This window comes from Corynebacterium nasorum (genome assembly GCF_032821635.1).
Classification (GTDB): domain Bacteria; phylum Actinomycetota; class Actinomycetes; order Mycobacteriales; family Mycobacteriaceae; genus Corynebacterium; species Corynebacterium kefirresidentii.
This window is the reverse complement of sequence record NZ_JAVBIE010000002.1, coordinates 279,778-300,473: the sequence shown is the minus strand read 5'-3', so window position 1 is coordinate 300,473 and position 20,696 is coordinate 279,778. Positions and strand designations below refer to the sequence as shown.

Below are 20,696 nucleotides of genomic sequence, written 5' to 3'. Positions count from 1 at the left end.
AGACAGTGCCAGGAGGGGGCGTCGGCAAGCGGGGCGGCACCTACCGAGGTAGGCAGCGGCCGTTCGGGCGCGGGCCGGGCACAACCGGCGAGGCAGAAAGCGGCCAGGATGGCGAAAATGACAGTGCGCTGCATTGAAAATCCCCCCGAATTGAAAAGTGCAACGCCCCGAAGTTTAGCGGCTGACTGTGAATCGCGCAGTCCAACTTTTGTATAGCGCGCGAATCGCTAGAATGTCAGACATGCCTAATACTTCCCAGTCGCAACAGTGGTTTGAGCGTTCCTCCAAGGTGATTCCGGGCGGGGTGAACTCGCCGGTGCGCGCGTTCGGCTCCGTGGGCGGCCAGGCCCGCGTCATTGAGCGCGGCGCGGGTTCGCGCCTGTGGGATGCCGATGGCAATGAGTATGTTGACCTGGTCAGTTCCTATGGTCCGATGATTCACGGCAACGCGCACCCGGAGATTGTGGAGGCCGTGCAGAAGGCGGCTGCGGGCGGTTTGAGCTTCGGCTCGCCTACAGAAGGCGAAGCTTTGCTCGCGGAGGCCATCGTTTCGCGCACCGCGGCCGATAAGGTGCGCATGGTCAATTCCGGCACCGAGGCCACCATGTCCGCGGTGCGCCTGGCCCGCGGCTATACCGGCCGCGCCAAGGTATTGAAGTTTGAAGGCTGCTACCACGGCCACGTGGATGCCCTGCTGGCCTCGGCCGGTTCCGGTGTGGCGACCTTTGCGCTGCCGGATTCCCCGGGCGTGACGGGCGCGACGGCGGCCGATACCATCGTCGTTCCTTATAACGATATTGAGGCCGTGCGCGAGGCCTTCGCGCAGCACCCGGGCGAGATTGCTTGCATTATCGCAGAGGCCTCGGCCGGCAATATGGGCACCGTGGCACCAGATGAGGGCTTCAACGCCGCGCTTGCCGACGTCGCCCATGAAGACGGCGCCCTCCTCATCCTCGATGAGGTCATGACCGGTTTCCGCACCTCCTATAAGGGTTGGTACGGCGTCGACGGCGTGGCGGCGGACCTGGTGACCTTTGGCAAGGTCGTCTCCGGTGGCTTGCCGGCCGCTGCCTTTGGCGGCCGCGCCGAGGTCATGGACTACCTCGCGCCGGAAGGTCCGGTCTACCAGGCGGGCACGCTCTCCGGTAACCCGGTGGCAATGGCTTCGGGCCTGAAGTCTTTGGAGCTGGCCGATGAATCGCTCTATGAGCGCCTGCAGGCCAATGCGGACCGCCTGACCGGCATGATTTCTGATGCGCTGTCGGCCGAGGGCGTAGCGCACCACATCCAGCGCGCGTCTTCGATGTTCTCCATCCGTTTTGCCGAGGGCGAGGGCCGCAACTTCGCCGATATGCAGGCGGCCGAGACCTTCCGCTTCACCCCGTTCTTCCACGCCCTGCTGGATAACGGCATCTATGTCGCGCCGAGCCCATTCGAGACCTGGTTCGTCTCGGATGCTCTTAACGACGCCGACTTTGAACTCATCGAGGCGGCCCTCAAGCCCGCCGCACAAGCTGCGGCCGCTGCGCGTCCCGCAAACTAAGGAGAGACATGACACGCACCATCGTTCACCTCGTGCGTCACGGCGAGGTCCACAACCCAGAGAAGATCCTCTACGGGCGTATCCCGGGGTATCACCTATCCTCGCGCGGGCATTCCATGGCGGCGCGGACCGCGGAGTCCTTTCGCGACCATGATGTGACCTACCTGGCAGCCTCGCCACTGCAGCGCGCCCAAGAGACAGCGCGGCCGATTGCGGAGGTAACGGGACTGGACGTGGACGTCGATAAGACGCTCATTGAATCCGGCAATCGCTTCGAGGGCCTGCGCACCAAGGGTCTGCGCTCCGCACTGTGGAATCCGCGCCGTTGGCCGCTGCTGGTCAATCCGCTGGAGCCATCGTGGGGTGAGCCTTATGAGCAGATTGCCGAGCGCATGCTGGGCTCCATCGAGCGCGCCCGTACCGCCGCCGCCGGCCACGAGGCGATTTTGGTCAGCCACCAGCTGCCCATCGTGATGGTGCAGCGCACCGTGCTCGGCCAGCGCTTGCCGCACGCGCCGTGGAACCGCGAATGCGACTTGGCCTCGGTAACCTCCCTGCTTTTTGAAGACAACCAGGTCACCGATATTTTCTACTCTTCGCCGGCGCAGGAGATTTAATGGCACTACGACGCAAACGCGCAGTTGGCGCGGTGCTGGCGGCAGTAGCCGTGACCCTTGCTGGGTGCGCGCAGGATTCCGATAACGCCCAAAATGCGGTTGCTACCGGCGGTAACTTCGAATTCATCACCCCCGGCGGCGAGAAGGTCATCAATTACGAGGAATCCGAGCGCAAGCCGCTGCGCACGTTCTCCGGCGAGGATGTGCGCGATACGGATAAGACCATCTCCTTGGAAGACTATGACGGCGAAATCGTCGTGCTTAACTCCTGGGGCCAGTGGTGCGCGCCCTGCCGCAGCGAGGCCGATGACCTCCAAGAGGTTCACTCCGAGCTGCAAAAACGCCAGATCGGCACCGTCTTGGGCATCAATGTGCGCGACTATAACCCCCAGGTGTCCAATGACTTCCTCGAAGACAACGGGCTGAAGTATCCCTCCATCTATGATCCGCCGTTTAAGACCGCTGCGGCCCTAGGCGGCGTGCCGACTTCCGTGGTGCCCACCACCATTGTCTTGGATAAACAGCACCGCCCGGCTACGGTCTTTTTGCGTTCCATCACCGCTAAAGATGTGCTGGACGTAGTGGACAAGTTAGAAAAGGAATAAATGGATAACGCAGCGAGCATCGGCAACTCTTTTGCTGAGGCCGCGACCTCCGGCCCTCTCCTTCTGGGCCTGCTCGCGGCCGCCCTAGCGGGGCTGGTGAGCTTTGCCAGTCCGTGTGTGATCCCGCTGGTTCCCGGCTATATTTCCTACCTGGCCGGCGTGGTAGGCGGGGAGGTTACCTTCGATGGGGAGTTGGGGGTGGGCGTCGGCAAGCGCAGGCAATGGGCCGTTGTCCTTGCATCGGCACTGTTCATCCTGGGCTTTACCGTGGTTTTTCTGCTGGCGACGGTCTCCGTATTCGGCGCGATTTCCGCGCTAAGGCTCAACGAAGAAATGCTCATGCGGGTCGGCGGCGGCGTGACTATCCTGATGGGCGTGGTCTTCCTAGGCGCGATTCCAGCGCTGCAGAAAGACACCCGCCTGGCGCCGAAGCGCTGGACCACCTGGCTGGGCGCGCCGCTGCTCGGCGGGGTATTCGCGCTGGGCTGGACGCCGTGTCTGGGCCCAACGCTGGCCGCCATCATTTCCGTATCGGCCGGCACCGAGGGCATGACGGCCGCGCGCGGGGTGCTGCTCATTATCTTTTATTGCCTGGGCCTGGGCTTACCGTTCCTTCTGGTGGCGCTGGGCTCCGCGCGGGCGATGCGCACGATTTCGTGGGCCCGCAAACACTCGCATACCATCCAAATAATCGGCGGCGTGGCCATGATCCTCGTCGGCCTGGCCCTGGTAACCGGCCTATGGGGCGAATTTATTAGCCTCATCCGCCAGTGGACCGGCAACTACGGCGCAACCCTTATTTAGGAGAGACGTGAAATATTTCCGCAAAGCCTGGCATTGGCTGACTAGTATGCGCACCGCGCTAGCGCTGCTCTTCTTGCTGGCGCTGGCCGCGATCCCCGGTTCTTTGCTGCCGCAGCGCGATCTCAACGAGCAGAACGTGCAAGACTTTATCGAGTCCAATGGCAACGTGGCGAAGATCTATGACAAGCTGCAGCTTTTCGACGTCTTTTCCTCCGTCTGGTTCCAGGCCATCTTCGTCCTCTTGGCGATTTCCCTGGTTGGCTGCATCCTGCCGCGCTCCTGGGATCACTATAAGGCGTGGAAGACCCCGCCGACGCGCGCGCCGAAGTACCTCCACAAGCTGCCGCTGGCGGCCGAGGGGCACTCGGAAAAGAGCGAGGAGGAACTATCCACGGAAATTAAGAAGCGCCTGAAGAGGTGGCGCGTGGCCGAGTATTCCCCGGAGAAGGACCGTGCCGGCGTGCATACCTTCTCCGCGGAGCGCGGCTACGGCCGCGAGCTAGCCAACCTCATTTTCCACGTGGCGCTGGTAGCCATCCTGGTTACGGTTGCCGCCGGCAAACTGGTCAACTACGAAGGCCAGGTCATCGTGGTCACTGAGTCTGGCTCGCAGGGCGGCGGCCAGACCCTGGACCAGTCCACGGAGTTCTGCAATACCTCTACGTCTAATTTTGACTCCTTCCGCGCCGGCCCGCTTTTCGACGGCACCGGGCTCCACCCTTTCTGCCTCGTCGCCCATGACTTCGCGGCCGAGTACCTGCCGAACGGCCAGGCCGAGATGTTTACCTCCAACGTCTCCTACGCGGAGGGCGATGACATCTACAAGGATGACTCCGAGTGGAAGGATTATGAGCTCAAGGTCAACCACCCGTTGCGGCTCGCGCATAACCGCGTCTACTTGCAGGGCCATGGCTACGCGCCGACGGTCACCGTGGAATGGCCCAATGGTGAAAAGCGCACCCAGACCATTCAGTTCCAGCCGAATGATACGACCTTCTTCTTGTCCTCCGGCGCGATGCGCTTTGACCCGCCGGCCGGCATGCACCCGGACCTCTATGAGCGTCGTCAAAATCAGATCGCCATTCAGGGCCTCTTCGCGCCTACGGCTGAGTGGGCCGGTGAGAACGGCAAGCTGCTGCAGTCCTCCTACCCAGGTTTGCAGGATCCGGCCATGGCCATCGATATCTACCGTGGTGATGCCGGCTTGGATACCGGCACCCCGCAGTCCTTCTTCTCGTTGGATCCGAACCTGGTGCACTCCGGCCAGCTGCGAAAGATTGACCGCGTGAACCTCAACCAGGGTGAGGATGTCACCCTGGACGATGGCACCAAGATCACTTTCGACGGCGCCAGCGAGTTTGCCAATTACCAGGTCTCTTATGACCCCTTCCAGAAGTGGGTGCTGGTCTCCGCGCTGGTAATGCTCATCTCCTTGGTGGGTTCGCTGGTGATTAAGCGCCGCCGCGTCTATATCCGCCTGCGGCCGAACGCGGCCGGCGGCACCGATGTGGAAATGGGCGGCCTCGCCCGCACCGACCGCGCCGGTTGGTCGGAGGAGTTCCACGAGTTGCACCGCGCGCTGCTGGAGCTGCCGGACCCAGATGAGGTCGAAGAAGACGAGCTTTATACCGATGATTAGTACGTCATCCTAGTCCAACAAAAGTTGGACTAGGCCGTTTCGCTGAGTAAGGTAATCAGCACTATCCCCGCACGTGTATTGGCTAGGAGCGTTCATGCAGATCGATCAGAATCTGTCTAATTTCTCGGATATCGCGGTGCAGACCGCCTTTGTGGTGTACTGTGTCGCGCTCTTTATGTCGCTGTTTTACTACGGACGCTTGCAGAGCATTATCGAGGGCCGCCGTGCCGTGAAGTCCCAGGCCTCGAAGGTCTTGGTGGGGGCGGGCGCTGGGGACGTCGAAAAGCAGGGCTATGCAGGCGAAGTAGCTAAGTACTCCTCCGGTATCACGGACGATGAGCTGAAGGAGAAGGAGCGCAAGGCCGATAAGCTCGGCGGTATGACCAGCTCGCTGATGTGGGTAGGCATTGCGCTCCACGCCGCGGCGATTGTGCTGCGTGGCCTGGCTACCGGCCGTTTCCCCTTTGGCAACCTATACGAGTACGTGCTGATGGTGAGCTTCGGTGTGCTGCTGGTGGGCAATATTGCCATGCAGCGTAAGGAGTGGCGCACCGTGTGGCCATGGCTGCTCACCCCGGTATTGGCGCTGATGTTTTATGGCTCCACCAAGCTCTATGCCGAGTCTGCCCCAGTGGTGCCGGCGCTGCAGTCGCACTGGCTGCCCATCCACGTCACCGTGGTGTCCTTGGGCGCGTCCATTGGTATTATTTCCGGCATTGTCTCGCTGCTGACCCTATTCCGTATGGCACAGCCGAAGCATGCCGAGCATGGCTTTTTCGGTGCTGTAGCCCGCCCATTGCCTTCTGCCGCGAAGATTGACCAGCTGGCCTACCGTCTGGCCGTAATCACCCTGCCAACCTTGGGCTTGGGCATTATCCTGGGGGCCATCTGGGCCGAGTCCGCTTGGGGCCGCTTCTGGGGCTGGGACCCGAAGGAAACCGTCTCCTTCGCTACCTGGATCCTTTATGCCGCTTACCTGCACGCGCGTGCAACGCCGGCGTTCCGTAAGGCTGCGCCGTGGATCAATGTCATGGCGATGGCGCTGATGGTCTTCAACCTCTTCTTTATCAACATGGTTGTCTCCGGCCTGCACTCCTATGCGGGGCTGAATTAAATGGCGGAGCATACGAGCCCGCGCCATAAGCCGGGCAAGCCGGCTGGTGATAATGCGGTGATTTTAGGCCTGGGCGCGCAATTTGCCGAGCGCCGCCGCGAGTTGGGCATTTTGCAGCAGCAGCTTGCCGACGCCGCCGGTATCTCCCGCTCCACCCTCCACACCATCGAGCACGGGGGCGCGGGCGTGCGGTGGGAAAAGATTACCGCCGTGGCCGAGGCCCTCGGCTTGGAGATGCGCTTCGTGCCGAAGGAATCCTAATCCTTCTCGCCGTTGGTGTCGCGATTGCGGCGCTGGCGGCGTTTTTCTTCCTCTGCCTCCTGTGCGCGGCGTTGCTTGAAGCGCTCCTTTTCTAAGTTCCAGAGGAATTCCTCATCATCGTCGGGGCCCTTGATGGCGCGGGGTTGGTCCACCTCGCGCTTTTTCCATGTGGAGGGACCGAAGGCCTTCCACACCAAGTAGGCGGCGAGGACAAAGAGTAAAAGGAGAATGATTCGGCCCATGCGTGGAATTCTACCTGCACCGCGTACAATCAACCCCCATGACGCATAATCTTGAGCCACCTAAGCCGGACCCAGAACTGCGCCGCCGTTCCCGCGCGGCGCTGTGGAAGTATGGGCTTGCCCGCGTAGTGCTTTTTATCGCTTTGACCGTGGTGATCGAGCTGCTATCTATCGCCATCGGCTTTCCCATCCCAGTGCTTATCGCAGCGCTGCTGGCGCTCTTCGTGGCGCTGCCGCTTTCGATGCTCATCTTTAAAAAGTGGCGCATCGAGGCCACCCAAACGCTGGCCGAGTACTCCGCCCAGCGCAAGGCCCACAAACGCTGGGTACAGGCGGAGCTAGAAGGGCGCGCCGCGCAGGACTAGACGAGGATGAGTGCGGCGGCCTCGATAATCGCCCACAGGAGCATCGCGCGGCCGGTCAGGCCGAGCACGGGGATAAGCTTTGGTCCTTGAGCGCCGCGATTGACGGTGCGAATGGCACGCAGCGCGAAGGGGAAGTAGACCAAGCCGGCGAGTGCGAGCCAGCTGCTGAAGGCAATGCCAATGGTCAGCAGGAATGGCAGAAGGAGCAGCACCGTAAAGAGCAGGCGTGCCTTCTCGTTTCCGAGGCGTACGGCGAGCGTAATCTTGCCGGTTTCGGCGTCGGAGGGAATATCGCGGATATTATTGACTAAGTTCACCCCGGAGCTCATCGCGCCGATGCCCACGGCCAGCGCGAGGCCCGACCACGACAGGCGGCCGGCCTGGGTGAATTCGGTGCCGAGCACAGCGACGAGCCCGAAGAAGATAAAGACGGCGACCTCGCCGAGCCCGCGATAGCCATACGGGTTCTTGCCACCGGTATAAAACCACGCGCCGGTGATGCATAGCGCGCCGACGAGGATGAGCCACCAGGCGTGCGCCGCAAAAGACAGCGCGATGCCGGCGAGTCCGGCCACGGCGAAGGCGGCGAAGGCCGCGAGTTTCACCTGCTGCGGGCGGGCCAGGCCGCCGCCGGTGAGGCGCTGCGGACCGGTGCGGTCGTCGTCGGTGCCGCGGATGCCATCCGAGTAATCGTTGGCGTAATTGACACCGATGATGAGCGCCCACGCCACCACGAGGGCGAGAAGCGCGCGGCCGAAGTGCGCGCCGTCGGCAGCCGCTGCGGCACCAGTACCAGCGATGACTGGGGCGAAGGCATTAGCCCACGTGTGCGGGCGTGCGCCTTGGAGCCAGTCTTTGGCAGTTGCGGGATAGGCAGAAAGTGACATGTCAGTTATTGTGCCACGCCACCGCGGGCATGCTGTGCACAAGGGACGCACACGGCGGATATATAAAAGCCACGGGTATGGCGGAAGCGCGTCGTACGTACCCAAGAAAGGACGGCTGTGGGCCACACCCGTGACAAAAGTTCAATGCGTTGAACTTTCTTAAAGCTATCATGTGAATCGCTCGCGGGGCAAGGCCTTTACTACGATGAATGTCATGCATTTAAGCGATCTCCCTGAACGTACCCAGGACTACCTCAAAGTCCTGTGGGACCTCTCCGAGCACTCCGGCGGCGCGCCCATCGCGCTCAAGGAGCTGGCGGGGCGATTGAACCAAAAGGTGCCCACGGCGTCGGAAGCCGTAAAGCGTCTCGTTGCCCAAGGGCTGGTGGAACATGAGCGCTACGCTGGCGTTTCGCTGACCCCAGAGGGCCAGGCACTGTCCATGGGCATGGTCCGCCGCCATCGTCTCCTCGAGACCTTCTTGGTCAAAGAGCTGGGGTACACCTGGGACGAGGTTCACGAGGATGCCGATCTCCTCGAGCATGCATGCTCCGATCGCTTCATCGATCGACTCGATCAGCACCTGGGCCATCCTCAGCGCGATCCCCACGGCGATCCCATCCCCGACGCGCAGGGCAGCATCGAGGACCTTGGCACGCTAACGCTTGACGACGTCCCCCTTCACACCCCTGTCACCATCGAGCGGGTATGCGACGGAGACACCGAGCTGTTGCGCTACCTCGACAGCCATGGCGTCGGCCTGGGCGTCGAGGTCGTAGTCGATTCCCGCGTTGCGGGCCTGCTCAACCTGCACGCAGGGGACGAGGAGTTCTCTCTTGCGGAAGTCGCGGCCGCCGACGTGACGGTGCGCGCTAACGAAGTCTAATCAGTTCTTAAAGAGCCCTGCGACACCACGACGGTCCACCTTGCCGGGGCCGGTCAGCGGCATCTCAGCAATGCGGATAATCTCGCGCGGAATCTGCCACCGAGGCAGGTCATCGAGCGCTTCGAGGATGTCGGTGCGCGAGGCCCAGCCGGTGTAAGCTGCGGCGATCATCTGGCCAAGACGTGGATCAGGGATGCCCACCACGCATACACTGTCGACGCCCGGTACCTGCAACAAGAGCTGTTCCAGTTGTTCTGGGTGCAACTTCAACCCGCCCGAGTTGATGATGCTGTCCAGACGTCCAGTGACGGTGAGTTGACCGTGGGCGTCGAGCTCCCCGGCGTCGGAAGTTGCGAACCAGCCACCGACGAAGTCGCGCGATTCCACATTGCGGTAGCCCTGCGCAATGGTCGGCCCGCCCAGGAAAATGCGGTTATCTTCCCCGATGCGCACCTCGGTGCCGGGCAGGGGAGTGCCGTTGTAGACGCAACCGCCCGCAGTCTCCGAGGAGCCATAGGTGGTTACCACGGTGATGTCGAGCTTGCGCGCAGATTCCAATAGCTGGGGATGTGGCGCTGCTCCACCTACCAGGATGGAGTTGAAACGGCGCAGTGCTTGGATGCCGTCCAGCGAATCGAGTGCCTTGTGCAGCTGCATCGGTGTGAGCGCGGTGTACATGCGGTCCTCGGTGTGGGCGAGTTCTTCTGCTGCGCGGGCGAACTCGGTGATGTTAAAGCCTTGGGACAGGTCGAGGCACAGTGGCTCCACACCCGCCACCAACGAACGCACGAGCACCTGGATGCCCGCGATGTGGTGGGCGGGCATGGCCAGTAGCCATTGGCCGGGGCCACCCAGGAAAGAATGGGTGGCATCCGCACTCGCCACCAGGTTAAGCGGGCTTAGCTGCGCACCCTTCGGTGTGCCCGTGGAACCCGAGGTGGACACCACCAAAGCAATGTCCTCAGCAATCGATTCGCCCGCGCGCATGTGGTTGCGCAGCAATTCCGTCCGCGTGCGGTCCGCTGCGGGAAGGGGTAAGAGCGTGGTCTGCCCAGCGATGGCCTTCTCGAGGTCATCCAAAATTCCTGCGGGATTGCGGGGATCGACTGGGAGTGGGGCGAGGATATGAGTCACGAATAATCAGGTTACCCGGGCATATCGCTCGTCCCGGGAGGCGGCGCGCCGGGCGTTTAGAGCAAGGCCCGCAGCCCCATGCTGAGCAAATAGAACACACCCGCCAGCACCGCGATGCAGCCGCCCGCCGACAAACTGAGTGCGGCCGCCAGCCAGAGCCCGCCGCATGCCAGCGCAATGCCCGCGATACCGGCACCGAGCATGAGCTGGGTCGGGCGCTTGATCCACGGCTGCAACGCCGCCGCCGGGGCTACCAGCAGCGCCAGGGACAAGATAGTGCCCACCGCGGGAATCACCACCACCATGGTCACGCTGATAAGCGTGAGGGTAAGCAAGTCATAGCAGCCGGGATTTCCACCTTGTGCGCGGAAGGACGTCTGGTCGAAATAGAAGGAGACCAACGTCCGGCGAAATGCTACCAGCACGCCAAGGCTGACCACCACCAGGGCGCTGACAAACCAGACATCCTGCGCATTGACAGTGGTCAGCGAGCCCACGAGAAAGCTATCCACGTGGATAGGTAGCGGTTGGAACCAGCGCAGCAACAAGATGCCCAGGGAAAATCCCAGGGTGAGCGTCACGCCGGCGGCAGCGGTCGAAGAAATGCCCTCGACGGTACTCAACCACCGCATAAGCCAGGCCAAAGGTAGGCAGAACAGTGCCGCGCCCACCATCAAACCCGTGGAGAGATCCAAGCTCAGAAGGTTGGCCACCACTACGCCGAGCACCGCGCCGGGGAAGATTCCGTGCGACAGGCTCTCGGCGAAAAAGACGCGCTTGCCCATGACCATCAAGGTTCCAACCAAGCCAGATAAACATCCCACAGCAATGGCCTCAAGGAGGGGCATCCGCAGGATCTCTGGATCAAGATGAGACAGTCCCATTAGCTAAATACCCCCTTCAAGCCCGCTAGCGGCACGGTGACAACCAGCATCAAGCTGACGATTGCCTGCGGCGAAATCTGGTGCGCGGTTTGGGACAGCATGATGGCAAATCCCACCACCACTGCCAGCGTGGACAAGCCCGCAGCCCAGAAGCACATGCTGCGCGGGGATCCTGCGATCAAGCGCGCCGAGAGGCCTGGAATGACAATAAAACCGATAACCAGCAACACACCCACTGCCGAGCTAGCCGCCACCACGATTAGGCCAACCGCGACATTCGCAATGAGCTCATAAGCCGCCACGTTGACGCCCATGGCGCGGGCCGCTGCTGTATCGAAAGCGACGAGAATCTGCATGCGCCAGGTTGTCAGGATGAGCAGTGCCGCAATCACGCAGAGCGTGACGGAGGTTGCCAGCCTGGACTGCGTGACGTCGAGAAGCCGGCCAAACATGAGCGCCTCCAGCTGCCCGGACTTGTCGCCATAGGCCAAACTGATGACCACGCCGATGCCGTACATGAAGGTCAGCACCACGGCCGTTCCGGCTTCTATATCCAGCTTCCGCGCTGACTGGCGCCGCCCAGAACCCAGAGAAGCCAGCACCAGCACCGTCACCGTGGCCACCGCGGCCGCACCCGGCACGATGCCCGGGATGCCGCCCACGATGAGCCCTACCACGATGCCTGGAAAAACCGAGTGCACGAGGGCTTCCACCGTAAATTCCATGCGGCGGAGATTAACGAGGACGCTAATGACAGCCCCCACAATCGATAGGCACAGCAGGAAGAGGAAGGCATTGCGCAGGTACGGGGCGAAGAGAATCTGCTCCATTACAGTCGCGCACCTTGCTCCATATAGGTTTCCACTGCTTCCTCGGTTCCCATGGTGTGGACCTTGCCGTCGAGCACAAACGCCGCCCAGTCGCAGGTGTGCTGCGCCAAGATGGGGTCGTGAGTGGAGACGAGCAGGGCGATTCCTGCTTCCTTGAGATCCGCAATGATCTGAATCAGGATTCGGCGGCTTTCTTGATCAAGCCCGTTGAAGGGTTCGTCGAGAAGCACCAGCTCCGGGGCCGAAACCAACGCGCGCGCGATGAGCACGCGCTGGCGCTGCCCTCCCGAGAGCTGGCCAAACCGCGTCTCGGCGAGGTGCTCCATCCCCACTTGTCGCAGGGCATTGAGTACATGGCCGCGATAGCTACGCATGCTCGTGCACCTATGCCACCAGCTCACTGATGGCAAAAGGCCCATTTCCACGACCTTGTAAGCCGTGACGGGAAAACTCAGGTCGGAGTCTTGGTACTGCGGGACGTAGCCGAGCGAGGCGTCGATGGTGGCCATGCCGCGCAAGGCAGCCAGGCCAGTGATTGCCTTGAGCAGCGTAGACTTGCCCGCGCCGTTGGCCCCCAGGAGCGCCACGGCCTCGCTCGCGCGGATCTCAAGATCAACGTCGGTGAGGATATCCCGGGCGCCATAGCCGCAGGTGGCATTGCGCAGAGTGATTAATGGGGAAGACATATAGAGCTACTTGCGCTTGGCGACGTCGAATGCCTGCAGCGATTCCGGCAACGGTTGCTGTTCGGAGTCCCAGGCGCTGACCAGGGTGTTGATGTTGTGGACGATGGATCCGATGTAGGTCTCGCCCTCACTGCCTGGCACACCTAGCGAGTCGCCGTACAAAGCGTCGTCGGATGTAACCGCCTTGACGCCTGCGGCGCGGGCGATGGCCTCGATGGACTTCGAGCTGTTGGAATTCTCCGCAAAGATGGCCTTGGCACCGGACTCGCGGATCTGCTTTGCCTGCTCGTCGATGTGGCGCGAGGTGGCGTCCTGCTGGTTGTTGAAGTCAGACAGTGCGGAGCCGATGAACTTCACGCCGTATGCGTTTGAGAAGTAGCCGAAGGCGTCGTGGGAAGAGAAGAGCACGCGGTCTTGCTCAGGAACTGCGGACATGGAATCGCTGGCCCACTTGTCGAGGTCCTCCAACTGGTCGGTGTACTTCTTGCCGGCGGCGGTGAAGGCGTCCTTGGCCTGCGGGGAGGCCTGGGACAACGTGTTGACGATGTTGTCGACCTGAATCTTGGCCTGCTTCGGGGAGGTCCACACGTGCGGGTCGTACTTGAATTCTGGGGCCTCGCCGTCCTCCCCCGGGAAAGGCCACGGGCGCGGGCTCACGTGCTCGATGCCCTCGTCGATGGTGTACTTGCCGTTGCCATCGCCCATACCTTCGCTCTTGACGCCCGAGGTCACGGCCATGACGCCGTGGAAGCCGGAGGAGTCCACGGCTTGGTCGAGGAAGTGCTCGAGGTCGACTCCGTTGACGAACATGTAGTCGGCCTGGGAGAGCGCCTGCATCTGCTGTGGGGTCATCTCGTGCTCGTGGGCGCTGGCGTTGGGGGCGAGCAAACAGGTGAGGTCGAGGGTCACTGGGCCCTCGCCGGAGTTGGTCTCCGCACCCTGGGAGTCGACCTTGTGGAGCTTGAGGCCGCCGGCGGCTACCTGGGTGAGGTAGTCGCAGATCTGGGTAGTCGTGGCCACGGCCTTGACGGTGTCGCCGTCCTTCGGCTTTGCAGCGTCGATGGATTCCTTCGAGGCGCTGCAAGCGGCGAGGCTGGCGCCGAGTGCGAGGGCGCAGGTGCCTGCGAGAATGCGCTGTAGGGGCCGGCGTGGGGTGCTGTGATTTGAGCTCATAATGAACTTCCTTTGTATTAGGAGAAGTGAACTCAACAAACACTAGCACCCTTGAACTAGATTGTTCAACGTAATGAACTTAGGTGGTCCTATCTCTTCCTTAAGCTGCCAAAATTTAAAAATGCCTCTCACTTCAATGAGTGAAGTGAGAGGCTAGGAAGCGGTGGCCTTATTTGGCTACTTTTGCCTTTTTGCTGAAGGGGAGCTGATCCAGGGAGCGTATGCCGGGGCCGGCGGCGAGCATCAGGCCCGCGACGGCGACGGTCCATTCGGAGAACTTTTGCCAGCCCTGGGCGATGAGAATTACGCCCAGGGCGACGCGTGCTGCGAGCATGACGAATGAGTTGCAGAGTTTCATGTTCGACACTTTAAGTATTAACTATGGGCATGTCCACAATTGCTTGAGATGTCTCACTCCGGTCCGAGGGCGTCCCACGCCATTTACTCCGCTACATGTATGGATTGCGCGGGGTGTCCTCCTGATCGAAGGGACGCTCCCCGCTGTCCTGCGCATCCTTGATACGCTTGAGCATCCACACTCGCGAGACGATGACGCCCGCCAGTGCAAGTGTGGCCAAGCCGATGGCGAAAATCCACATCGTGCTAACTCCTGGCTAGTAGTAATACGGGAACTGCTCCCACTGCGGGTCGCGCTTTTCGAGGAATGCTTCTTTGCCCTCGACGGCCTCGTCGGTCATGTACGCCAGGCGGGTCGCCTCGCCGGCGAAGACCTGCTGGCCCATGAGGCCGTCATCGGTCAGGTTGAAAGCGAACTTCAGCATGCGCTGGGCTGTTGGGGACTTGCCGTTGATTTCGCGGCCCATCTGGATTGCGGCGTCTTCCAAGTCGGCGTGATCGACAACCTCATTGACCGCGCCCATCTCATACATCCGCTGGGCATCATAGGTGCGACCCAAGAAGAAGATCTCGCGGGCGAATTTCTGGCCCACCATCTTAGCTAGGTAGGCCGAACCATAGCCGGCATCGAAGGAACCCACGTCCGCGTCCGTCTGCTTGAAGCGCGCCTCCTGGCGGGAGGCGACCGTCATATCGCAGACCACGTGCAGCGAGTGACCGCCGCCGGCCGCCCAACCATTGACCACGGCGATAACCACCTTGGGCATGGTGCGGATAAGGCGCTGGACCTCGAGGATATGCAAGCGACCGCCCTCCACCTTTTCGCGGGCGGTGTCCACGGTGGATTCATCCGCGGTGGCGTCATCATGGGCGTGCTCGGTGGCGTAGCGGTAGCCGGAGCGGCCGCGAATGCGCTGGTCGCCGCCGGAACAAAACGCCCAGCCGCCATCCTTTTCGGAAGGGCCATTGCCGGTGAGCAAAATCGTGCCCACATCCGGCGTGCGGCGGGCGTGATCTATTGCGCGGTAGAGCTCGTCTACGGTATGCGGGCGAAACGCATTGCGCACCTCCGGGCGGTCGAAGGCGATGCGCACGATGCCGTTCTTGCGGCCCTCACCGTTGAGCCGGTGATAGGTGATATCCGTGAGGTCCTCAAAGCCTTCTACGGAATGCCACAATTCCGGCCGAAAGGGATTATCGGTGCTGTATTTTTTCTGCTCGCTCATATCGGCCAGCTTAGTGGCAAAAGAAGAATAGTCCCCATTCCCAACCCTCACCCACACGCGCTGCCCAGCAGGCCGGTAATAATCAATACGCGATACTGCGAGGTTTTGCCCCGCACAATACCCGTGTACGCCATACCAGCGCCGTACTCCATGCCATGGGGAGAGTCGAACTCCCCGCCCCTTTTAAAAGCGCTAAAGGGGGCCTGTGTCCCAGGATTTTCCCCTCCAGGGTGGGGGCCTGCTCGCTGCAGGCGTGTGGGCTACCATCGCGCGCTCTATGCGGCGCGCGACATGACTATCCGTTTTTCAGTTCGGTATTCCAGTTCAGCTGCTGGATGCGGGTATCCAGCTCGCGGTACTGCTTAGATAGATCGTCGACGCGCTTGCGCATATCCGCCACCGGGATGGTGGAGACAAACTTAATCTCGTTGCGGGAATAGCGATCCGAGCGCGTGCCCGCCCGCTGCGCTAGGTCGTGGTAGATGCGGCGCTTGCGCAAGAGGCCGTCGCGCAGCGCGAGGGCCTCCATCAGGTTCATCTTCTCATCAAAGGCGGTGGCGATATTCGTCGCATTGATGGCCTGAACCAGCTCATCGATGCGCCCGGCCACGCCGTCGAGCTCGCGCAGCAGTTCCTGCGGATCCTCCTCCGGGGTATCGCCCTCCTGCACGCGAACCACGGTGAGCAGCCGCTCGTGCAGGCTATTGAGGCGCTCCTGCGCCTGGGCGCGTTCCGCCAATGCCTCAGCTAGCAGCATAATTCCTCCTTTATTGGTATAGGTTCCCAAAGTAGCGCAGAGTGGGGGAAGGGTCAATGGTCTGAGAGCGCTACCATGAAAACCATGCATATCGATGATGTCCTCGACCGCGCCCACGTAGTCTCCCTCCCGCTTGCCGTGCGTTTCCGCGGTATCACCACCAGAGAGGCCCTCCTCATCGATGGCCCGGCCGGCTGGGGCGAGTTCGCGCCCTTCCTGGAGTACGGATCGGCCGAGTCCGCCGCGTGGTTGCGCGCGGGGCTCGAGGCCGCCTACGAGGGCTTCCCGGAGCCGGTGCGCGATTCCATCGAGGTCAACGCCACCATCCCGGCCGTGCCTGCCAGCGAGGTCCCGGCCGTAGTGGAGCGCTACCCTGGCTGCCGCACCTTCAAAATCAAGGTGGCAGAAAAGGGCCACACGCTTGCCGACGACGCCGCTCGCGTCCGCGCCGTCCGCGACACCATCACCCAACGCGGCGAAATCCCTATCCTGCGCGTGGACGCCAATGGCGGCTGGACCGTGGAGGAAGCAGTCCAGGCTGCGCAGATGATGATGCCGCTGGATTATATGGAACAGCCATGCGCTACCACTGAGGAGCTCGCCCAGGTGCGCGGCCGTCTCATGCGCGCGGGTCTCTTCGTACGCGTGGCCGCCGATGAATCCATTCGTAAGGTCGCCGACCCCTATCGTGTCGCCGAGCTGCAGGCAGCGGACGTCGCCGTGGTTAAGCCCGCCCCACTCGGTGGCGTGCGCCGCGTCCTCGAGGTGGCCCAGCACTTGCGTCAACGCCATATGGACATCACGGTGGCCTCCGCGCTCGACACCTCCATCGGTATCAATATGGGACTGGCGGCCGTCGCCGCCCTCCCGCGCATCTACGACGATGAAGACATTGACGTCACCCCGGCCGCCGCTGGACTTGCCACCGGCTCCCTCTTTGCAGAAGACGTCACCGCGCCGCGCCCGCTTGTCGATGGCCACCTTCCCGCCGATATCCTCGCCCCCGACCCAGACCGCCTGACCGCCCTTGCCGCCCCCGCCGACCGCCGCGATTGGTGGTTCGACCGCCTGCGCGCCTGCTGGCCGCACCTGTCTGACTAGGCTCTAGAGCAAGCTTTGGTGGAACCGCCACGCCGGAGTCACCAGCGCCCGCCGCACCTTTGGCGGACTGCTCTTTAGCCCGCGCACGCTGCGTCGATGCGCCACCGTTTCTTGCACCGTCTCCACCACCAGCTTGAGGTGGTAGTCGGTGCATTCATCTGTAAATTTCAATGGCGCCCACCCATGCTGCACCGCATGATTGGTCTTCCACGTCCCGATGAGAAATTCCCGGTGATTATCTTCCGGCGCGTGATAATAAAGCGAGTCCAAGTCCACCACCGTAGTTCCCGCTTCGAAGCCTAAATCCCAGGTATACGGTCCTAAACGGAAATTCGGCACCGGCTTGAGACCGACCCGCCGCATCTCGTGGTACATCCGCTGCTCCCACTTCGAGGCCGTCCCCACCGGCGCCTCCTCCGCCAAATCGCGCACCGCGTCCCTTTTCTTGCTGCTCACTCGCTCTAAATCGGCCGCGAACCTCCCCCTTCCGTTGAGCCCGCGATACGCCTGCGCCAGCGCATCCTTTAGCATCCACTCGCCGCACCGCTCAAAGCTTAGGGCATCTGCTACCGCCTGCGCCGGCAACGCCATCTTTACGTCCCTCACCCGATTCGCCGGCACCGGCCGCGACCTCACCGTATGTACCAGATCATCCGCCTGGGCTCGGCAGTTATTATCCACCCGGACGACCGCCGGCAGCCGCACCTCGCATAAGCCATAGGCCGCGAGCGCCGCCGTTCCCGAAAACACCGCATCCGGATAAAGCTGCGCCACCGCGTTGAGCTTATCTTTCGCGCTCGCCTCCGCCGCGACATAACAGTTGCGCCGCAAGCGTAAAAGCGTTCCCTCACTAATTCTGCTGCGGATTTCATAGTCAGTAAGGCCTAATTCCAGTAATTCATTTCTCGTCCACATGTCTCATTGGACTGAAAATCTTCCGGGAAGGTTCCACCTTTCTAATTTCAACGATTTCGTCCATCTAAAACACCTAAACCGTCGACGGTTTTCGCCATATGTATGGACGAAATCGTTGAAAACCGGTGAACCGGAGGAAGATAACCGGCGAACCGCCATAGGAGACTGCCGTCAGTATTAAGACTGCCCAGCTCGCCACCTGTGCGTACGCTAGAGGACATGTCTACTATCAAGGTCCGCGATGCCCACCTGCACAATCTGCGCAATGTCGACGTCGATATGCCCCGCGGCAAGCTCGTCGCGGTTACTGGAGTATCCGGCTCTGGCAAGTCTTCGCTTGCCTTCGGCACGATTCACGGCGAAGGCCAGCGTCGCTACCTTGAATCGGTAGCCCCCTTCGCCCGCCGCCTCATTAGCTCGGCCGTCGATCCGCAGGTCAGCCAGGTAGAAGGCCTGCCGCCGACGGTCGCACTGCAACAATCAACCTCCGGCGGCGGTGCGCGTTCCACGGTCGGCACAGTCTCCGCACTTTCCAATAGCGTGCGCCTGCTTTATTCGCGCGCCGGGGATAATCCGGAGGGCCTGTACTCGGATTCCTTCTCGCCCAATACGCCTGAGGGAATGTGCCCGCAGTGCCACGGCACGGGTGTGGTGCATGAGCCGACCGAGGACTCGATGGTCCCGGATCCCACCCTCTCCATCGAGGAAGGCGCTATCCAGGCGTGGCCTGGCGCCTGGGCCGGCAAGAATTTCCACGACATCCTGATGAACCTGGGCTATGACCTGGATTCGCCCTGGCAAGAGCTGCCACAGAAAGACCGCGACTGGATTCTCTTTACCGAGGAGCGCCCAGTAGTCACGGTCAAGCCCCTGCGCGGCAAGGACCAGATTCAGCGCAATTATGAGGGCACGTGGCGTTCGGTGGCCAGCTACCTGAAGAAGACGCTGGCAGAGACCCAATCGGATACCCTGCGCAAGCGCACCCTGTCCTATATGGAATCGCGCGAGTGCGAAACCTGCGGAGGCCGCCGTCTCAACCCAGCCGCGCTGAAGGTGACTTATGCGGGCATGCCCATTGATGAGCTGGGCGCGCTGCCGCTCGATAGGGTCCACGCGGTGCTCAGCAAGCAGAATCCGGAGGAGAATTCGGCCGAGGACTTATTGCTCAAACAGATTCTTCCTGCCTTGACCTCGGCGCTCGAGCTCGGCCTGGCGCATCTAAGCCTGGATCGGCCAACGCAGAGCCTATCTGGCGGCGAGATGCAGCGTATCCGACTGGCGGCGCAGCTGCGCTCCGGTCTCTTTGGCGTGGCCTATGTGCTCGATGAGCCCTCGGCCGGCCTGCACCCAGATGAGCGCGATGCCGTGATGGACATGTGCCGCCGCTTCATCGCGGCCGGCAATTCTGTGCTCTTGGTAGAGCATGACATGGATTTGGTCGCGCAGGCGGACTGGCTCGTTGACGTCGGCCCGCTGGCCGGCGAGCGCGGCGGTAACGTCGTTTATTCGGGTCCAGTCGCGGACTACGACGCGGACACCCCCACCGCCCGTGCCTTGGCTAATCGCACGCTCGCGCTTGCCGACGACCCCCGTACCCCCTCTTCCCACCTCACCCTTCGCGGCATCAAAGCCCGCAGCATCGACAACCTCGATGTAGATTTTGGTCTCGGCCAATTCACGGCGGTCGCTGGAGTATCCGGTTCCGGTAAGTCCACTCTGGTCAGTACGGTACTTGCCGGCCTGCTGCGCCAATCCGCTACGGCCGTCTCCGATGAAGAAGAGACCGAGGAGAAGGGCTGGTCGGTAGAGAGCACGGAAGGCTTTGACCGAGTCAAGCGCGTCGTGCAGATTACTCAAAAACCCATCGGCCGCACCCCGCGCTCCACGCTGGCAACCTATACCGGTCTTTTCGATAACGTCCGCAAGCTCTTCGCCTCCACCGACGAGGCCAAGCAGCGCAAGTGGACGGTCTCGCGCTTTTCCTACAACGTGAAGCAAGGCCAGTGCCCCACCTGTGGCGGCGCGGGCAAAATCGAAGTGGAGCTGGTCTTTTTGCCAGGCTCGTATACCACCTGCCCAGAGTGCGGCGGCGCCCGCTTCAACGAGGAAACCCTCGAAGTAACCTGGCAGGGTCGCACCATCGCGGATATCTTGGAGCTCACCGTCGACGAAGCCGCAGAGGTATTCGCCGAAGAGGAAAAGATTTACCGCGCCATCGCCACACTGCAGGCCGTCGGCCTGGGTTATCTCCGCTTGGGTCAAGGTGCACCGGAGCTGTCCGGCGGAGAGGCCCAGCGCATCAAGCTCGCCACGGAACTGCAGCGCTCTCGCAATTCTCGCCGCGGCCACACGGTCTACCTGCTCGATGAGCCCACCACGGGCCTGCACCCAGCCGATATCGACCTGCTCAATACCGAGCTGCATAAGCTGGCGGATGCTGGATATACGGTGATCGTCGTCGAGCATGATCTTTCGGTCATGGCGAATGCGGACCGCATCATTGAGATGGGCCCGGGCGCTGGCGAAGATGGCGGCCGCATCATCGCGGATGCCACCCCGGCGCAGGTTGCCGCAGAGGATACCGCCACGGGCCGCGCCTTGAGTGCACGCCGAGCGCATTAAGCGGCGAGCCTTAGCTACCCGTTAGCTGTGGGAGACCTCTCTGGGATC

At 61.9% G+C, this 20,696-nt stretch carries 23 protein-coding genes; 11 read left to right on the top strand and 12 right to left on the bottom strand.

Features of this window, described 5'->3' with window-relative positions; genetic code table 11:
* Positions 1-241 precede the first annotated feature (241 nt).
* From hemL to relB, 7 genes are all read left to right on the top strand, one after another.
* A complete protein-coding gene (gene hemL / locus RAE07_RS03350) occupies positions 242-1,543 on the top strand; it encodes a glutamate-1-semialdehyde 2,1-aminomutase (protein ID WP_316330966.1) in 1,302 nt (433 codons plus the stop codon).
* Between the two features lie 8 nt (positions 1,544-1,551).
* On the top strand, positions 1,552-2,160 hold the full coding sequence (locus RAE07_RS03345; RefSeq protein WP_239204732.1) for a histidine phosphatase family protein: 609 nt from the start codon (positions 1,552-1,554) through the stop codon (positions 2,158-2,160).
* Positions 2,160-2,765 (top strand): TlpA disulfide reductase family protein, encoded by a 606-nt coding sequence (locus RAE07_RS03340; protein WP_200288308.1) that lies wholly within the window; start codon positions 2,160-2,162, stop codon positions 2,763-2,765. Before RAE07_RS03345 ends, RAE07_RS03340 begins: the two co-directional genes overlap by 1 nt.
* Positions 2,766-3,569, top strand: a complete 804-nt coding sequence (locus tag RAE07_RS03335; RefSeq protein WP_200288307.1) for a cytochrome c biogenesis CcdA family protein — start codon at positions 2,766-2,768, stop codon at positions 3,567-3,569.
* A gap of 7 nt (positions 3,570-3,576) precedes the next feature.
* Positions 3,577-5,208, top strand: coding sequence for a cytochrome c biogenesis protein ResB (resB, locus tag RAE07_RS03330; protein WP_200288306.1), 1,632 nt, complete (start codon positions 3,577-3,579; stop codon positions 5,206-5,208).
* Positions 5,209-5,302: 94 nt separating this feature from the next.
* Positions 5,303-6,322, top strand: a complete 1,020-nt coding sequence (gene ccsB, locus RAE07_RS03325) for a c-type cytochrome biogenesis protein CcsB (RefSeq protein WP_239208758.1) — start codon at positions 5,303-5,305, stop codon at positions 6,320-6,322.
* The gene (relB, locus tag RAE07_RS03320) at positions 6,323-6,583 is read left to right on the top strand and encodes a type II toxin-antitoxin system RelB family anti-toxin (RefSeq protein ID WP_200288305.1); all 261 of its coding nucleotides are present in this window, start codon (positions 6,323-6,325) and stop codon (positions 6,581-6,583) included.
* On the opposite strand, the gene RAE07_RS03315 is transcribed toward relB, so the two are convergent.
* Entirely contained in the window at positions 6,580-6,825 is a 246-nt protein-coding gene (locus tag RAE07_RS03315; protein ID WP_239204723.1) for a hypothetical protein, read from the bottom strand. The two genes, relB and RAE07_RS03315, sit on opposite strands and share 4 nt — an antisense overlap.
* A 38-nt stretch (positions 6,826-6,863) precedes the next feature.
* Here RAE07_RS03315 and RAE07_RS03310 point away from each other — a divergent pair, with 38 nt between their 5' ends.
* Complete coding sequence (locus tag RAE07_RS03310; RefSeq protein ID WP_239208760.1) at positions 6,864-7,190, top strand: DUF4229 domain-containing protein; 327 nt, start codon at positions 6,864-6,866, stop codon at positions 7,188-7,190.
* On the opposite strand, the gene RAE07_RS03305 is transcribed toward RAE07_RS03310, so the two are convergent.
* Entirely contained in the window at positions 7,187-8,077 is an 891-nt protein-coding gene (locus RAE07_RS03305) for a 1,4-dihydroxy-2-naphthoate polyprenyltransferase (RefSeq protein WP_023020498.1), read from the bottom strand. The genes RAE07_RS03310 and RAE07_RS03305 overlap by 4 nt on opposite strands.
* A 214-nt stretch (positions 8,078-8,291) precedes the next feature.
* Between RAE07_RS03305 and RAE07_RS03300 the strand changes: the two genes are divergently transcribed.
* Complete coding sequence (locus RAE07_RS03300) at positions 8,292-8,963, top strand: metal-dependent transcriptional regulator (RefSeq protein ID WP_034656208.1); 672 nt, start codon at positions 8,292-8,294, stop codon at positions 8,961-8,963.
* Here the strand turns inward: RAE07_RS03300 and menE are convergent, their stop codons facing one another.
* From menE to RAE07_RS03255, 9 genes are all read right to left on the bottom strand, one after another.
* Entirely contained in the window at positions 8,964-10,097 is a 1,134-nt protein-coding gene (gene menE, locus RAE07_RS03295; protein WP_005322961.1) for an o-succinylbenzoate--CoA ligase, read from the bottom strand.
* A 56-nt stretch (positions 10,098-10,153) separates the two neighbouring features.
* On the bottom strand, positions 10,154-10,981 hold the full coding sequence (locus RAE07_RS03290) for a metal ABC transporter permease (RefSeq protein WP_005322960.1): 828 nt from the start codon (positions 10,979-10,981) through the stop codon (positions 10,154-10,156).
* On the bottom strand, positions 10,981-11,811 hold the full coding sequence (locus tag RAE07_RS03285; RefSeq protein WP_049377866.1) for a metal ABC transporter permease: 831 nt from the start codon (positions 11,809-11,811) through the stop codon (positions 10,981-10,983). The genes RAE07_RS03290 and RAE07_RS03285 overlap by 1 nt, the downstream gene beginning before the upstream one ends.
* Positions 11,811-12,497: a metal ABC transporter ATP-binding protein gene (locus RAE07_RS03280; protein WP_005322958.1), complete on the bottom strand. Its 687-nt coding sequence runs from the start codon at positions 12,495-12,497 to the stop codon at positions 11,811-11,813. Before RAE07_RS03280 ends, RAE07_RS03285 begins: the two co-directional genes overlap by 1 nt.
* 6 nt (positions 12,498-12,503) lie before the next feature.
* Positions 12,504-13,670, bottom strand: a complete 1,167-nt coding sequence (locus RAE07_RS03275; protein WP_049377867.1) for a metal ABC transporter substrate-binding protein — start codon at positions 13,668-13,670, stop codon at positions 12,504-12,506.
* Positions 13,671-13,839: 169 nt separating this feature from the next.
* The gene (locus RAE07_RS03270) at positions 13,840-14,028 is read right to left on the bottom strand and encodes a hypothetical protein (RefSeq protein ID WP_005322954.1); all 189 of its coding nucleotides are present in this window, start codon (positions 14,026-14,028) and stop codon (positions 13,840-13,842) included.
* A 91-nt stretch (positions 14,029-14,119) separates the two neighbouring features.
* Complete coding sequence (locus RAE07_RS03265; protein ID WP_005322953.1) at positions 14,120-14,269, bottom strand: hypothetical protein; 150 nt, start codon at positions 14,267-14,269, stop codon at positions 14,120-14,122.
* 15 nt (positions 14,270-14,284) lie between these two features.
* Complete coding sequence (locus RAE07_RS03260) at positions 14,285-15,253, bottom strand: 1,4-dihydroxy-2-naphthoyl-CoA synthase (protein WP_239204715.1); 969 nt, start codon at positions 15,251-15,253, stop codon at positions 14,285-14,287.
* 295 nt (positions 15,254-15,548) lie between these two features.
* Positions 15,549-16,010, bottom strand: coding sequence for a DIP1984 family protein (locus RAE07_RS03255; protein ID WP_259824715.1), 462 nt, complete (start codon positions 16,008-16,010; stop codon positions 15,549-15,551).
* A gap of 75 nt (positions 16,011-16,085) precedes the next feature.
* On the opposite strand from RAE07_RS03255, the gene RAE07_RS03250 reads away from it, so the two are divergent.
* Positions 16,086-17,111, top strand: a complete 1,026-nt coding sequence (locus tag RAE07_RS03250) for an o-succinylbenzoate synthase (protein WP_317001337.1) — start codon at positions 16,086-16,088, stop codon at positions 17,109-17,111.
* Positions 17,112-17,114: 3 nt separating this feature from the next.
* On the opposite strand, the gene RAE07_RS03245 is transcribed toward RAE07_RS03250, so the two are convergent.
* Positions 17,115-18,026, bottom strand: a complete 912-nt coding sequence (locus RAE07_RS03245) for a hypothetical protein (RefSeq protein ID WP_317001336.1) — start codon at positions 18,024-18,026, stop codon at positions 17,115-17,117.
* 219 nt (positions 18,027-18,245) lie between these two features.
* Here RAE07_RS03245 and RAE07_RS03240 point away from each other — a divergent pair, with 219 nt between their 5' ends.
* The gene (locus tag RAE07_RS03240) at positions 18,246-20,648 is read left to right on the top strand and encodes an ATP-binding cassette domain-containing protein (protein WP_317001335.1); all 2,403 of its coding nucleotides are present in this window, start codon (positions 18,246-18,248) and stop codon (positions 20,646-20,648) included.
* The last annotated feature ends 48 nt before the right edge of the window (positions 20,649-20,696 follow it).